The 14,878-nt window shown below is 63.6% G+C and carries 11 protein-coding genes; 6 read left to right on the top strand and 5 right to left on the bottom strand.

The genetic code is table 11. The features are described from left to right. Positions 1-14: 14 nt before the first annotated feature. The 5 genes from XH88_RS21095 to XH88_RS21075 form a co-directional block, all read right to left on the bottom strand. Positions 15-3,251, bottom strand: coding sequence for a bifunctional cytochrome P450/NADPH--P450 reductase (locus XH88_RS21095; RefSeq protein ID WP_271670161.1), 3,237 nt, complete (start codon positions 3,249-3,251; stop codon positions 15-17). Between the two features lie 127 nt (positions 3,252-3,378). After that, entirely contained in the window at positions 3,379-4,374 is a 996-nt protein-coding gene (locus tag XH88_RS21090) for an alpha/beta fold hydrolase (protein WP_271670160.1), read from the bottom strand. 10 nt (positions 4,375-4,384) lie between these two features. Beyond that, the gene (locus tag XH88_RS21085) at positions 4,385-5,935 is read right to left on the bottom strand and encodes a wax ester/triacylglycerol synthase family O-acyltransferase (RefSeq protein WP_271670159.1); all 1,551 of its coding nucleotides are present in this window, start codon (positions 5,933-5,935) and stop codon (positions 4,385-4,387) included. A gap of 47 nt (positions 5,936-5,982) precedes the next feature. Then, on the bottom strand, positions 5,983-6,783 hold the full coding sequence (locus XH88_RS21080) for an esterase/lipase family protein (protein WP_271670158.1): 801 nt from the start codon (positions 6,781-6,783) through the stop codon (positions 5,983-5,985). Continuing rightward, complete coding sequence (locus XH88_RS21075; protein WP_092295962.1) at positions 6,783-7,040, bottom strand: DUF6489 family protein; 258 nt, start codon at positions 7,038-7,040, stop codon at positions 6,783-6,785. The genes XH88_RS21080 and XH88_RS21075 overlap by 1 nt, the downstream gene beginning before the upstream one ends. Before the next feature lie 303 nt (positions 7,041-7,343). On the opposite strand from XH88_RS21075, the gene XH88_RS21070 reads away from it, so the two are divergent. The 6 genes from XH88_RS21070 to XH88_RS21045 all read left to right on the top strand — a co-directional run bounded on the left by XH88_RS21070 (position 7,344) and on the right by XH88_RS21045 (position 14,878). Continuing rightward, complete coding sequence (locus XH88_RS21070) at positions 7,344-8,945, top strand: ABC transporter substrate-binding protein (protein WP_271670157.1); 1,602 nt, start codon at positions 7,344-7,346, stop codon at positions 8,943-8,945. Between the two features lie 115 nt (positions 8,946-9,060). Beyond that, entirely contained in the window at positions 9,061-10,041 is a 981-nt protein-coding gene (locus tag XH88_RS21065; protein ID WP_271670156.1) for an ABC transporter permease, read from the top strand. A 1-nt stretch (position 10,042) separates the two neighbouring features. Next, complete coding sequence (locus XH88_RS21060; RefSeq protein WP_271670155.1) at positions 10,043-11,005, top strand: ABC transporter permease; 963 nt, start codon at positions 10,043-10,045, stop codon at positions 11,003-11,005. A gap of 13 nt (positions 11,006-11,018) precedes the next feature. Then, positions 11,019-12,005, top strand: coding sequence for an ABC transporter ATP-binding protein (locus XH88_RS21055; protein WP_271670154.1), 987 nt, complete (start codon positions 11,019-11,021; stop codon positions 12,003-12,005). Beyond that, positions 12,002-12,991 (top strand): ABC transporter ATP-binding protein, encoded by a 990-nt coding sequence (locus tag XH88_RS21050; RefSeq protein WP_271670153.1) that lies wholly within the window; start codon positions 12,002-12,004, stop codon positions 12,989-12,991. The genes XH88_RS21055 and XH88_RS21050 overlap by 4 nt, the downstream gene beginning before the upstream one ends. An 81-nt stretch (positions 12,992-13,072) precedes the next feature. Continuing rightward, positions 13,073-14,878 carry a gamma-glutamyltransferase family protein gene (locus XH88_RS21045; protein ID WP_271670152.1) on the top strand — a complete coding sequence of 602 codons (1,806 nt, stop codon included), beginning with the start codon at positions 13,073-13,075 and terminating at the stop codon, positions 14,876-14,878.

Raw genomic sequence — 14,878 nt, 5'->3', positions numbered from 1 at the left:
CGATTGGGCGGCGGCTACCCTCCCGCCCAGACGTCCAGCACGTAGCGGTTATTCGTGCCCATCTCCTCGATCCAGCGCGCGGTAGCAGCCGCATCGCTGCCGCTCTTTTCGCGGTAGATCGCGACCAGCGCGGCCTTCACGTCGGGCTCCATCCTGCTGCCGTCGCCGCAGACGTAAATAATTGCGCCCTGCTCGACCAGGGGCCAGACCTTGTCCTTCTGCGCAGCGAGGACGTGCTGGACATAGGTCTTCGGGCTATCCGCGCGCGAGAACGCGGTGAAGAGCTCGGTAATGCCGCTTGCTGCCAGTGCCTTCAGTTCATCCGCATAGAGAAAATCCTGCTCGGGATGGCGGCAGCCGAAAAACAGCATGGACGGTCCGAGGCTGGCGCCCTTCGCCTTGCGCGCGGCACGCTCCTGGAGAAAGCCGCGAAACGGCGCGAGGCCTGTGCCCGGGCCGATCATGATGATCGGCACCGATGGATCATCCGGCAGGCGGAAGCCGGCCTTGGTTTCGCGGACGCTGGCATAGACCGTATCGCCCGCGCGCCGATTGGCGAGATAATTCGAGCAGATACCTCTGTAGATACCGCGTCCAGAGGCAGCCGGCCCTTCGACCACGCCGACCGTGACGCTGCAGCGCATTGGATCCACCGACGGCGAGGACGAGATCGAGTAGTAGCGCGGCGCCAGCAGCGAGAGCATTTCCAGATAGACGTGGAATGGTAATTCGCAGGCGGGATATTCGAGCAGCAGGTCGAACACCGATTTGCGCCTGCCCAGGATTTCGTTGCGATAGCGCTCCAGCGGCTCTGCCTCCTCGCCGACAAAGGCCAAGAGCTTCGGCTTCGTAACCGAACAGCGGGTATGCTCCGCCATGATTTGGATCTGCTTGCGCGTTGCGACCTGCTGCAGCTCTACGAACTCGCTGAGCAGGCGTCCGACGGATACGGCCTCGCCGACCGGCAATTGCGCGCGGCGGCCTTCGGCAACTTGCAGCCTGATTTGGTCAGCCGGTAGGAAGCCGAAGCGGCGCGCAACGGAGTCCACCAGCGTCGGATCGTTCCGGGGAACGACGCTGAGGTGATCGCCGACGCGATAGCTGACGTTGGTCGGCAGTTGCACCTCGATATGGCGCGTCGAGCGCTCCGATGGATCGGCGCCTGATTTGTTCTGAAGCTCGTCATTGACCAGCACCTTCATCGCCACCGCGCCGCCCTGGGCCACGATAGCGTTGACTGCAGTCACCGCGACCGGCTCGATTACATAGAGCGGATCGTCCTCCGCGGTGCGAGTGAAATTCCAGTCGATGCCAAATTCCTTGGTCGCGACCTGCGCGGCCGCCGGGAACCACTTCTGGAACTGGCCGTCGAGATCGCTTCGCGCATCACCCTCGCCACGCGGATAGACCGCGCGTGCGCCGTGCTTGGACAATTGCTCGTCGATGAAGCGCGGCACCGATTGATAGGTCGCGGCCCAATCGCTGTTGCCGCAGCCGAAAACAGCATATCGCACATTGGCGAAGGCATCCTTGGGCAGATCGTCGCCGAGCCATTTGACGAATTGCGTCGCATTGTCGGGCGGTGCGCCGTTGTAGGAGGCGCAAATGATGAGCACGCCGCCTTCCTGCGGCAGCTTGCCGACATAGTCGTCGAGCGGCCCGAGATGCACGGCGAAGCCGTTGATCTCGGCAAGATCCGCCATGCGCGTCGCGAGTTCCTCGGCGGTACCGAGATTGGAGCCGTAGAGCACCAACATCGGCGTGTTGTGACCGGGACGGGTGGTCGGCTGACGCGGCGCCTTCGGCGCCGAAACCGCAGCCGCAATCGGCCCGCCATAGGCACCGCGCTCGCGGTCGGTGCGCGGACGCACCTTGATCTTGAAGCCTTCCGGCTTCATCGTCAGCGTTTCCTTCAGGTGCATCTGGTAGCGCTGATGGTCGATCAGCTTGAAGCGCTGCAGGATCATGCCAAGCGCGAGTGCAGCTTCGTGCATGGCGAAGCCGCGGCCGATGCAGGCGCGCTGGCCATTCCCGAACGGCTTCCAGGCATTGATCGGACGCTTCGCCTCGGCCTCACGGCTGAAATTCTCGGGATCGAAAGTATCGGGGTTGGGCCCCCAAACGCTGGGATCGCGATGCAGCGCGGTCACCAGGATCGTGGTGAAGGTGCCCTTCCGGAGCTTGTACTTGCCGCCACCGATGGTCTCGTCGTTGAGCGGCGAGATGCCATAAGCGGGCGCCGGCGGCCACAGCCGCAGCGCCTCCTTCAGGATCTGCGTGATGTAGGCGAGTTGCGTCACCTGCTGGTAGGTCGGCTTCGCATTGAGGTCGGGACCGAAGACGCGATCGACCTCATCATACGCCTTCTTGAGGATGTCCGGATGCTTCAGCAGCGCATAGAGCGCGTAGGACAATAGGCCGCTGGTGGTCTCGTGGCCCGCAATCAGGAAGGTGTTGATCTGGTAGCGAATGTTGACGTCATCGAGTTGCTCGCCGGTCGCGCGGTCGACGCCGGTCATCATCGCTGCCAGCATGTCCTTCTTGTCGTCGATTCCTTCGGCGCTCTTGCGGCGCTCGGCAATGATCTCGTCGACCATCTTGTTCATGAAGGCGACGTCCTCGCTCAGCGTCTTCCGACGCTTCTGCATCCAGAGCTGCTCGAACGGCAGGCCACGCGTCATCATGATGGTTTCGAGCGAGCGCACCAGCGATTCGACGAACGGATGGTAATCGCGCCGGTAGAACGAATTGAAGCGGTAGTCGAAGCCGCACAGGCCGATCGTGTCCAGGGTCAGCGCGGTCATGTCGTGGACGACGTCAATCTCGTCGTCGGCGTTCAGGCGCCCCCATTTGTGGACGAGCTGCTCGGCGATATCGACCATGCTCGGATGATAGGATTGCATCGCGCGGTTGCCGAACGGCTGGAGCAAGATGTTGTGCGCCTTGCTCCAGTTCGGCTCCCTGGTGTCAGCCGTAAACAGCCCATCCCCGCCAACCGCGCGCACGCGCCGCAACGCGCCGCGGACGGTCTTGTCGAAGCGTTTTTCGTCGGAGAGCTCATCGACCAGATCGTGACCGGAGACGACGACGATCGGCGAGCCCATCATGTCGAGCCAGAAGATCGGGCCCAGCTCCCTCGCGAGCCGTGTCAGGTGTTGCACCGGTGCAGCCGAGTCCAGCGACAGCATGTTGCCGACTACCGGCTTGGTCGGCGGATGCGGAATCGGGTCCAGACGGTTCTTGGATGACATTTGAAGCGCTTCCCCCCTGCCTCGGTCTTCAACGTCGTCATTGCGAGAAGCGAAGCGACGAAGCAATCCAGACCGTCTCCGCGGATACATTTCTGGATTGCTTCGTCGCTTCGCTCGCAATGACGGATTACCCAAACCGCCTTCTACGCCATTCGATCAAGATGGCGCTGACCTCTTCCGGCTTCTCCTGCTGCGTCCAATGGCCGCTGTCTTTCACCAGGTACTTCTCGAGGTCGGCCACCAGTCTCTCCATGCCGTCGGCCGCCGATGGCGGCAGCACGGCATCGTTCTCGGCCATGATCATCAGCGACGGCACGTAGATGTGGTGGTCGAGCCCCTTCGAGCGCTCCCAGTTGCGGGTGAAATTGCGATACCAGTTGATGCCGCCTGTGAAGCCGGTCTTCGTGAAGGTATCGACGAACACCTTCTTCTCGTCTGCCGACAGGATCGGCGTGCGCGGATCGACCTTGGCATCATAGGCCGCGATCATCTGCGGGAATGCCAGATTTGTCTTGGACGAGGCGCCGACACCCACGATTGGCGGCTCCCCTGATTTCTCCGTCGGCCGCGGCAGCGGCTTGCGCATGAAGGCATCAAAGGTCTGCTCGACGCGGCCGCCAAAAATCCTGTCCGGCTCGCGCGCGGGATCCTGAAACTGGACGATGTACATCTGGTCGCCGAAGCGCTGCCGAAACAGCGCGATCGGATCCAGCGGCGCACGGTCCCAATGCGGGGTGTTGACGCCCACGACACCAGCGACGCGCGAGGGATGTCGCGGCGGCATCTGCCAGACGACGAAGCCGCCCCAATCGTGGCCGACGAAGATTGCCTTCTCGATGTTGAGATGGTCGAGCAGCCCGACCAGATCTCCGGTCAAATGCTCCATGTCATAGGCCTCGACCGGCTCGGGCCGGTCGGTCGCGCCATAGCCGCGCTGGTCCGGCGCGATCACCCTGATACCGGCTTCGCTCAACGCCTTGATCTGGTGGCGCCAGGAGAAAGCGAGTTCGGGCCAGCCGTGGCAGAGCACGACCGGCGGCTTGTCACCGGCCGGACCAGCCTCGTAATAGCCCATGCGGATTCCGTTCGTCGTCGCGAACTGGAGCGGCGGCATTTCAATCATCACAAAATTCCTATTCGGCGGCGCCCTTGAGGTCGGCCGCGGGCAACCCATAGGCTGCTTCGAGCGCAGCAAACTCCTCCGGCAGCATGTCGCACATCACCTGCACGTGCGGAATGATGTTGGCACCGACGATGAAGCCGAAATCGAGCTGGTCGCGATAGCTCTGCACCGTGATGTTGAGCGCCTGCCCATGTGTCGAGATCGACACCGGGAAGATGTGCAGCAGCTCGGCACCGGCAGCATACAGCGTCTGCCGCGGTCCCGGCACGTTGGATACCGTGATGTTGGCCGCCGGCGGCAGCACGTCGGACAGGTTCGAGCGGCTGTAGAGCAGCGCCAGGATCTGCACCATGATCGGCGCGCCCAGCATGGAGATGTTGGAGACCTGAGGCATCAGGGCGCGAAGCGGATGCGACATCTCCTTGGATTTGGTCGACTGCGCGATGATGGCTTCCAGCCGCGCCTCGGGATCGTCGACGTTGGTCGCGATCGAGCAGATCATGCCGAACACCTGGTTGTTGGCCTCGGTATTGCCCTCCTCGCGCAGCGAGATCGGCACGGCGGCAGTCAGGGATTTGGCCGGCAGCGTGCCGTATTGCTGAAGATATCGGCGGACCACGCCAGAGGCGAGCGCCAGCACCACGTCGTTGAGCTTGCCGCCGGCCTGCTTGGCCAGCGCCTTGGCCCGCGACAGCGAGATCGACACGCCGGCAAAGCTCCGCTCCGACGAAATCGTTTTGTTGAGCATGGTCGGCGGCGATACCATGCTGGCGAGGCTCTCGCGCGACTTCGGATCGGCGATCTTGCCGAGCACATCGGAGACGCTCTTGAGTACGGTCGGGATGTTGCCGGCAAAGCGCACCGCGCTCTCGATCTGGTACATCGCGTTGTCGAACAGGATCGAGCCGATGTCGCTCTTGCCGGTGCGCGGCAGCTGCAGGTTCTTGGCGGCCGCCGACGCATCGAGCGGCTGGCTGAAAAGCTGCTGATAGGAATCGAGCAGGTTCGCGGCGATGTCGCGCGGCTCCTGTCCGGGCTTGGCTCCCGCCACCGGCGGCTCGACCCTCCGCGGGATGGGCGAGATGTCGTAGATCATGTTGGTCAGCGCCGCACCGGCGCCGCCGTCGATGGCGGCGTGGTGCATCTTGGAATAGAGCCCGACCTCGTTGTCCTTCATGCCCTCGAACACGTAGAACTCCCACAGCGGGCGGGCGCGGTTCAGAAGCTTTGCGTGCATCCAGCCGACGATGCGCTCGAGCGTGGCGCGGTCGCGCGGCTGCGGCAGGCTGGCGCGGAAGATGTGGCGGTCGATGTCGAACTGGTCGTCCTCCACCCAGGTCGGATGATCGATATCGAGCGGCGCCTTCTCGAGGCGGGCCTTGAGGATCGGTGCGATATGCAGCCGCGAGACGATCATCGCCTTGAAGTCTTCGAAGAAGTCGCCCTTGTAATCGTCGGGCAGGCGAAAGATCGCCATGCTGCCGACATGCATCGGCATCTCAGGCGTCTCCAGATACAAAAACGATGCGTCCAGCGACGACAGCTTCTTACCGTCAGCCATTGTTCCCTCCCGAAGAATTTAACGGGCGCCTTGGTCGGCGCTTCTCGTCAGACCGATACTGCCCGCTCTGGCGGGGCATATGCAATGGCAAACGGCCCTGCCCGGTCAAACGGCCAGAACTCCGCCTCCGGCTGCGCGAGGCGATCCGCCACGGCCCACAAAGCTGCGGGGTTGACGCCGAGCCCGACATGGCTAGCCAAATACACCTCGATGTTCTCGGCCCGGTCCGACGGGTGCAGCAGGCAGGTCCGCCAGTTCACGACACCGTCGGCGCGCGAATAGATCGAGGTCGCAGGCACCGGAAGATTGCCGGCGATCGCTTCGCGCGCTTCCGCGAAATCCGCGACGCGTTCGCCGGAGAGCGCCTCGTAGAGCGCTGTCGCATTGGTCGCACGCACGTCGTTGGCAAAAGGACTGCCAAGCGTGATGACATAGCGGACCATGTCGGGCGCCTGGAGCGCAAGATCGCGGGCATAGACCCCGCCGAGACTCCATCCGATCAGGCTGACCTTTCGTCCGCTTGCGCCGTGGATTTCGGCGAGGCGGGCGCGCAGGCCTTCGCGCACCCGCGCCAGTCCGCCGAGATTGCGACCCATCCGCCAGGCATGGGTCTCATAGCCGAGATCACCGAGATAGCGACGCATCGGCGCCATCGAGAGATCGCTGGCGAGAAATCCGGGCAGCGCCAGCACCGGATGCCCGTCGCCCCTGGGCGCACGCATCAGCAGCGGCGTCAGCAGGAGGCTGGCGTTGAATTCGAACAGAGCGCGTGCTTCCGCGAGCAACAGGCCGAGAGGCGGCGGACGAAGCCGACCCGAGCCCGGCACCCCGTCGCACCCCTCCGGCATTATTTTTTCTTGTCACCGCCGCGCGGGCTGCCGAGACCGGCCATGGTCACGAACATGTCCTGAAACCGCTCGGCGATCTTGGGATCGAAGGTGAACCAACTCTGGATCAGCGATTCCGGCGAGACCTTCTCGATGTTGCTGAGGACCTGCTGCTGGAGCTTGTCCATAACCGCTGTCTGCATCGGTGCCACATCGGGCAACCCGAAGAACTGGCGCGCTTCGAGGGGGGTGCAGTCGATTTCGATATTAACTTTCATGTCCCCTCCGGACGAGATTCGAGCAGCCTGCCGGCAGTATCGCCGCGAGTTGTGGTGCGACGCAAGCGACCTGATGCGGGCGTGCCATCCCCACCCGACAATCGGCCGATATGGTCAACCAAAGTCCAAAATGGCGGTCCTCCATGCCAGGGCACACAGTCAGCATTGCTGCATAGCGGTGCAACTTGGCGCGTTCCTTGCTGGAATGGCGCTTGCACGGGTCGAGAACTCTGGGCAACATGGATCGATGAGCCCCGCCAAACAATCAAAAATCACGGTACGGGCGAGTTAAGAGGGTCAAGAATGTCAATCGGACGAAGTTTGTATGCGGCGACGCTCGCCGGTGTGCTTGCGTTGGCGGTCTCGCCGGCGTCGAGCCAGACGCTGCGCTATGCCAACCAGGGTGAGTTGAAATCGCTCGACCCCTACACGCTGAACGAATCGACCACCAGTGCGCATCTCGGCCACGTCTATGAAGGCCTGGTTGCCCGCGGCAAGGACCTGAAGGTCATCCCGGCGCTCGCCGAAAGCTGGGAGACCCCGGAGCCGACGCGCTGGCGCTTTCACCTGCGCAAAGGCGTGAAATTCCACAACGGCGACCCCTTCACCGCTGACGACGTGGTGTTCTCGGCCGAGCGCGTGCGGGCAAAAGGCTCGAATTTCCAGAGCCGCATCCCCGCCGATGCCAAGGTCGTCAAGGTCGACGACTACACCGTCGATTTCATCCTGACCTCGCCCAATCCCATCCTGACGGCGTTGTGGGCGACCTGGTACATCATGGACAAGAAATGGGCAGAGGCGAACGATGCGGTGGCACCGACGCCGGCGGCCGCCACGACCCCGAGCTACGCCTCGCTCCATGAAAACGGCACTGGCCCGTTCATGATCGAGAGCCATCAGCCGGGCGTGAAGACCGTCTTCAAGGTCAACCCGAACTGGTGGCGCAAGCCAGAACACAATCTGAAGGAGATCATCTTTACGCCGATCGCCAACCCTGCCACGCGTGTCGCGGCCCTGCTCTCGGGCGAGGTCGACGTGATCGAGCCGGTTCCGGTCCAGGACATCGAGCGCGTCAAAGCAAGCCCCAATGCCACCGTGCTGACGGGACCCGAGCTCCGCACCATCTTCGTCGGCATGGATCAGGCGCGCGACGAGCTTTTGTACTCCAATGTCAAAGGCAAGAACCCGTTCAAGGACGTTCGCGTCCGTGAAGCCGTCTACCGGGCCATCGATGTCGACCTGATCAAGAATCGCGTGATGCGCGGCCTGTCCACGCCGTCCGCATTGATGGTCGCACCGGAGATCTTTGCGCTCTCGAAAGACTTCACCCGGCCGAAATTCGATCCCGACGCCGCCAAGAAGCTCCTCGCCGACGCCGGCTATGCCGACGGCTTCGAGGTCACGATGGACTGCCCGAACGATCGCTACGTCAACGACGCGGCGATCTGCCAGGCCATCGTCGGCATGCTCGCCCGCATCAACATCAAGGTGGATCTGCTGGCGCAGCCGAAGGCCCAGTATTTCGCCAAGGTGCTGAAGCCCGGCGGCTACAAGACTTCGCTGTTCATGCTGGGCTGGACCCCGGATACGCTCGACTCCCATAACGTACTGCACGACATCATGGGTTGCCGTGACGATCCCAAGGATCCCAACCGCGGCGAGGCCAATCTCGCCGGCTATTGCAACAAGCAGTTCGACGAGATTGCCGACAAGGTTCTGGTGGAATCGGATACGGCCAAACGCGATCAGCTGATCAAGCAGGCCTTCGAGATCTCGATGAAGGACTGGGCCTATATCCCGCTGCACCAGCAGGCGCTCGCCTGGGGCGTGTCGAAGAAGGTGAAGCTGACCCAGCGTGCGGACAACATGGTCATGCTCTACTGGGCGACCAAGCAGGACGAATAGGTGTCGACATCTTGTGAAGTCCCGGAAGCCATCGCTTTCAAGATCTGGCTTCCGGGACTTGCCGTTTCGGGCTAACGCGATGATGCGTGCTACTGAAGAGATGTGAAAGGAACAGATGCTCGCTTTCACACTGCGCCGAGCCATCCAGGCCATCGGCGTCATGATCGCCGTCGGGATTATCGCGTTCTCGATGTTCCGCTTTGCCGGCGATCCCGTGAACCAGATGGTCGGAATGGACACGTCCGGCGCCGAACGCGCCGCGATCCGCAAGTCGCTCGGCCTCGACGATCCCGTGATCGTGCAGTTCGGCCGCTATGTCGGCGACGCCGCACGGTTCAAGTTCGGCGTGTCCTACCAGTTCCGCCTGCCGGTCACCAACCTGCTGATGGAGCGAATGCCCGCGACGCTGGAACTCGCAATCTGCGCCACGATCTTTGCAATGATCAGCGGCATCCTGATGGGAGTCTATTCGGCGCTGCACCGGGATAGCTGGCTGGCGCATATATTTCAGGCGGTCTCGCTGATCGGCATCTCGCTGCCGACCTTCCTGATCGGCATTCTCATGATCTACCTGTTCTCGGTGACACTCGGCTGGCTGCCCTCGTTCGGTCGCGGCGACGTCGTGCACATCGGCTGGTGGACGACGGGCCTCCTGACATTGTCAGGCTTGAAAGCGCTGATCATGCCTTCGATCACGCTGGGGCTATTTCAGATGACGTTGATCATGCGGCTGGTTCGCGCCGAGATGCTGGAAGTGCTGCGCACCGACTACATCCGCTTCGCCCGCGCCCGAGGGCTCACCACACGGGCGATCCATTTCGGGCACGCGCTACGCAACACGCTGGTTCCCGTAATCACCGTGGCGGGCCTGCAGTTTGGCTCGGTCATTGCTTTTGCAATCATCACCGAGACTGTGTTTCAGTGGCCGGGCATGGGCCTCCTGTTCGTGCAGGCCGTTCAGAACGTCGATATTCCGATCATGGCGGCCTATCTGATGATGGTGTCCCTGATCTTCGTCACCATCAATCTCGTGGTTGATATCCTCTACACCATCGTCGACCCGCGACTGCGCTCGACGGTCGGCCGGGCACACTGACATGAGCGAAGCCGTCGTTCCACACACGACTGAGAAGCGCGCTGCGGCCGCGCCCGGCTGGTTCAGGCGCGCGCTCGACAGCGACCTGTTCTATTCGTTCCGCCGCTCCAAGATCACCATGATCGCGGCGGGCGTGACGCTGCTGTTCTTTCTTCTCGCGATCTTCGCCTCGGTGCTGTCGGTGCAAAATCCATTCGACCCGGCGCAGCTCCAGTTGATGAATTCGCGCATCTCGCCGATCTGGACCGCCGACGGCCAGAGCCCATTCCTGCTCGGCACCGATGAGCAGGGCCGTGACGTGCTATCCGCGATCCTTTACGGCTTGCGCATCTCGCTTCTCGTCGGCGTGCTCGGCGTCGTGCTTTCCGGCGCGATCGGCATCCTGCTCGGGCTGACGGCCGGCTATTTCGGCGGCGCCGTGGATGGATTGATCATGCGCATCGCCGACGTGCAGCTTTCCTTCCCGGCGATCCTGATCGCGCTCTTGATCAACGGTATCGCCAAATCGGTCTTTGGCAACAAGCTCGACGAGATGAGCATGTTGGCGGTCCTGGTCTTCGCGATCGGCCTGAGCTTTTGGGTTCAGTACGCGCGCACCGTGCGCGGCTCGGTCCTGGTCGAGAAGAACAAGGATTATGTCGCCGCCGCCCAATTGATTGGCTTGCCCGCCCCCGTGATCATGCTGCGCCACGTGCTGCCGAACACCACGGGGCCGATCCTCGTGATCGCCACCATCAACCTCGCGCTCGCCATCATCACCGAGGCAACATTGTCGTTCCTCGGCTCGGGCATGCCCGACACCATGCCATCGCTCGGCACGCTGATCCGCATCGGCAACGGCTATCTATTCGCAGGCGAATGGTGGATCGTCGCGTTCCCGGGCATCGCGCTCGCGGCGCTTATCCTGTCGATCAACCTGCTCGGCGACTGGCTGCGCGACGCCCTCAACCCCAAACTCCGATGAGCATGCAGCGTTTATGACCGAACCCGTCCTCTCCGTGCGCAATCTCCAGGTCGAGTTCGCCTCTCGCCGCGGTACGCTGCGCGCCGTCAACGGCGTCTCCTTCGATATCGCCAAGGGCGAAGTCCTTGGTGTGGTCGGCGAATCCGGCGCCGGCAAATCCGTCACCGGGCTCTCGGTGATCGGCCTGATCGATGCGCCCGGCCGCATCGCGGGCGGAGAGATCCATCTCGCGGGCCTGCGCATCGACAATCTGCCGCCGGAGGAAATGCGCCGCGTCCGCGGAAAACGCATCGGCATGATCTTCCAGGATCCCCTCACCTCGCTCAATCCGCTATACAAGGTCGGCGACCAGATCGTGGAGACGATCCGGACCCACCTCAATCTATCCGAACGGGCGGCGCGCCGCCGCGCCATCGACCTGCTCGCCGAAGTCGGCATCCCTGCCCCGGAGAAGCGCATTGACGGCTATCCGCATGAATTCTCCGGCGGCATGCGCCAGCGTGTCGTGATTGCGCTCGCGATCTGCGCCGAGCCGGAGCTTATCATCGCCGACGAACCGACCACCGCGCTCGACGTCTCGGTGCAGGCGCAGATCATCTCGCTGATCAAGCGGCTTGGACGCGATCACGGCACCGCCGTGATGCTGGTGACGCACGACATGGGCGTGATCGCAGAAACCTCCGATCGCGTCGCGGTGATGTATGCCGGCCGCGTCGCCGAGATCGGCCCGGTGCAGGACGTCGTGCGTAACCCGCTGCATCCCTATGCCAAGGGCCTGATGGGCGCGATCCCGACGCTAGCGGGTGACGACAAGCGCCTGGTGCAGATCCCAGGCTCCATGCCGCGCCTCTCGGCGATCCCACGCGGCTGCTCGTTCAATCCACGCTGCGCCTTCGCTTTTGATCGTTGCCGTGTTGAACGGCCGGAGCCCATGGAGCACGGCGCGCAATCGGTCGCCTGCCATCTCCACGATACTGCGCCGGCGGAGACCGCGGCATGAGCGCGCCCTTCGTCCAGGCCACCAATCTTCGCCGCGTCTTCGACGTTTCGAAGCCCTGGCTCAATCGCGTGCTTGAGGGCGGGCAGCTCGAATATCTCAAGGCTGTCGATCACGTCACCTTCGACATCAAGAGGGGCGAGACGTTTGCGCTGGTCGGCGAGTCCGGCTCGGGCAAAACCACAGTGGCGCGGATGGTGGTCGGCCTGTTGCCGCCGAGTTCCGGCGACGTCCTGATCGACGGCGTTTCGATGACTGATCCGCGGCAAAGCCAGGCGCGCCGGAAGCTGCGCCGCCGCATCCAGATGATCTTCCAGGATCCCTATGCGAGCCTGAACCCGCGCTTCCGGGTCGATGCCATCGTTTCGGAGCCGATCCGCGCTTTCGACCTGATCCAGGGCGAGCGCGACATCCAGGCCCGCGTCGGCGAGTTGCTCAGCCTCGTCGGCCTGCATCCCGACGACCGGCTTAAATTCCCGCATGAATTCTCCGGCGGTCAGCGCCAGCGCATCGCGATCGCGCGGGCACTCGCCTCCGAGGCCGAGCTCATCGTCTGCGACGAGCCGACCTCGGCGCTCGACGTGTCCGTGCAGGCGCAGATCCTGAACCTGATGCGCGATCTCCAGGACAAGTTCGGCCTGACCTATATGTTCATCAGCCACAACCTCGCCGTAGTCCGCCACATGGCGAGCCGCGTTGGCGTGATGTATCTCGGCCGGATCGTGGAGATCGCAGAGGGACGGGAGCTGTTCGCCCGTCCACGCATGCCCTATACCAAGATGCTGCTGGGCGCCGTGCCCGATCTCGCGATGAGCGGCCGCCAGCGCATTCCGGTGAAGGGTGAGATCCCGAATCCGATCAACCCGCCCTCCGGCTGCGCCTTCAATCCGCGCTGTCCGCTGGCGTTCGACCTCTGCCGCAAGGCAACCCCGGAGCTGATCGACGGTGTCGCCTGCCATGCGGTCAACACCGCGCCGGTCCCGGCATAACGCGCGCGTGCCATGCAGCCGATGCATTTGGCATCCCAGCGCCTGATGTGATCAATTGCGCGCGCCGCAAACGAGGTAGCCATGGCCAGCAAAATCAATCCCGATCCCTTCACGACGCGCCCCGAGATCGAGGGCACGTTCGGGGTCGTCGCCACCACGCACTGGATCGCGACCGCCGTCGGCATGGCCATTTTGGAAAAGGGCGGCAACGCCTTCGATGCCGGCGTCGCCACCGCGTTCACGCTTCAGGTGGTCGAGCCGCATTTGAACGGCCCGGGCGGCGATGTGCCTGTCATCGTGCACGACGTGAAGCGCGGACGTACCGAGGTGATCTGCGGCCAGGGCCCGGCGCCGGCACGCGCCACCATCGCGCATTATAAGAGCGAGGGCCTCGACATGGTGCCCGGTACCGGCCTGCTTGCCGCCTGCGTGCCCGGCACGTTCGAATCCTGGATGATGCTGCTGCGCGACTACGGCACCATGCGCGTGCGCGACGTGCTGGAGCCTGCGATTTCCTACGCCCGCGACGGCTATCCGCTGGTCGAGCGCGCCTGCGCCACGATCCAGACAGTCGAGCAGTTGTTCCGCAAGCACTGGCCGACTTCGGCGGCGGTCTACCTGCCGAATGGCGAGGTGCCGAAGCCCGGCACGATCTTCACCAACAAGACGCTGGCCGCGACCTACGCCCGCATCCTCAGCGAGGCCGAGACCGGCGGTGGCGGTCGCGACGCCGAGATCGAGCGCGCGCGCAAGGCCTGGTCGCAAGGCTTCGTTGCAGAAGCCATCGACAAGTTCTGCCGGACGCAGGAGGTGATGGACGTCAGCGGCTCCCCGCATCGCGGCGTACTTTCCGCCGACGACATGGCGCGCTGGCAGCCGACGGTCGAAGCACCGCTCACCTACGACTACGGCCGCTACACCGTCTGCAAAGCCGGCGTCTGGAGTCAGGGTCCGGTAACGCTGCAGCAGCTCGCACTGTTGAAGGGTTTTTCACTGGACGGGCTCGACCCGACCGGACCGGAATTCATCCATCTCCAGATCGAATGCGCAAAACTCGCTTTCGCCGACCGCGAAAAATTCTACGGCGATCCCAAGTTCTCCGACATCCCGATCGCGACACTGTTGTCAGATGCCTACAACGACCAGCGCCGCAAGCTGGTCACCGACAAGGCGTCGCTCGACTTCGTGCCCGGCGCTGTCGAAGGCTTTGGCGGTGTGGTCAAGCTGCGCCGCGCGGAAGGCCAGCGCGAGGCAGTCGGCGCGCTCGGCGCCGGAGAGCCGACGGTGGGCCGTTTCGGCGAAGTGCGCGGTGACACCGTGCATTTCGACATCATCGACAAGGCCGGCAACATGGTGTCCTCGACCCCGTCGGGCGGCTGGCTGCAATCCTCGCCGATCATTCCGGAACTCGGCTTCTGCCTCGGCAGCCGTGCCCAGATGTTCTGGCTGGAGGAAGGCCATCCCGCTGCGCTCGCGCCGGGCAAGCGGCCGCGCACGACGCTGTCACCCACCATGGCGCTGCGCGACGGCGAGCCATACCTCGCCTGGGGATCGCCCGGCGGCGATCAGCAGGACCAGTGGATCACGCAGTTCTTCCTGCGCCACGTCCACTGCAACCTCAATCTCCAGGAAGCGATCGATGCGCCGGCCTGGCATTCCGAGCATTTCCCAATCTCGTTCTGGCCGCGCACCGCGCGTCCCGGCGTGCTCGTGGTCGAAAACCGTGTGCCCAAGGCGACGATCGAGAATCTTCGCGAGCGCGGACACATCGTCGAGATTGGCCCCGACTGGTCGGAGGGCCGCCTCACCGCGGCCTCGCGCGTCGGGGTGCGCCGGCGCGCCGCCGCGAATCCGCGAGGCATGCAGGGCTACGCCGCGGGACGCTGA

The sequence above is a fragment of the Bradyrhizobium sp. CCBAU 51627 genome, from assembly GCF_028128765.1.
GTDB lineage: Bacteria > Pseudomonadota > Alphaproteobacteria > Rhizobiales > Xanthobacteraceae > Bradyrhizobium.
Note: the sequence above shows the minus strand (reverse complement) of the source record. Positions and strands in the feature narration are given on the sequence as shown.

Excerpts from the sequence above, each read along its gene's own strand:
- XH88_RS21055 (WP_271670154.1), top strand. The coding sequence starts at position 11,019 with ATGACCGAACCCGTCCTCTCCGTGCGCAATCTCCAGGTCGAGTTCGCC.
- XH88_RS21060 (WP_271670155.1), top strand. The coding sequence starts at position 10,043 with ATGAGCGAAGCCGTCGTTCCACACACGACTGAGAAGCGCGCTGCGGCC.
- XH88_RS21095 (WP_271670161.1), bottom strand. The coding sequence starts at position 3,251 with ATGTCATCCAAGAACCGTCTGGACCCGATTCCGCATCCGCCGACCAAG.
- XH88_RS21090 (WP_271670160.1), bottom strand. The coding sequence starts at position 4,374 with ATGATTGAAATGCCGCCGCTCCAGTTCGCGACGACGAACGGAATCCGC.
- XH88_RS21045 (WP_271670152.1), top strand. The coding sequence starts at position 13,073 with ATGGCCAGCAAAATCAATCCCGATCCCTTCACGACGCGCCCCGAGATC.
- XH88_RS21065 (WP_271670156.1), top strand. The coding sequence starts at position 9,061 with ATGCTCGCTTTCACACTGCGCCGAGCCATCCAGGCCATCGGCGTCATG.
- XH88_RS21050 (WP_271670153.1), top strand. The coding sequence starts at position 12,002 with ATGAGCGCGCCCTTCGTCCAGGCCACCAATCTTCGCCGCGTCTTCGAC.
- XH88_RS21070 (WP_271670157.1), top strand. The coding sequence starts at position 7,344 with ATGTCAATCGGACGAAGTTTGTATGCGGCGACGCTCGCCGGTGTGCTT.
- XH88_RS21085 (WP_271670159.1), bottom strand. The coding sequence starts at position 5,935 with ATGGCTGACGGTAAGAAGCTGTCGTCGCTGGACGCATCGTTTTTGTAT.
- XH88_RS21075 (WP_092295962.1), bottom strand. The coding sequence starts at position 7,040 with ATGAAAGTTAATATCGAAATCGACTGCACCCCCCTCGAAGCGCGCCAG.
- XH88_RS21080 (WP_271670158.1), bottom strand. The coding sequence starts at position 6,783 with ATGCCGGAGGGGTGCGACGGGGTGCCGGGCTCGGGTCGGCTTCGTCCG.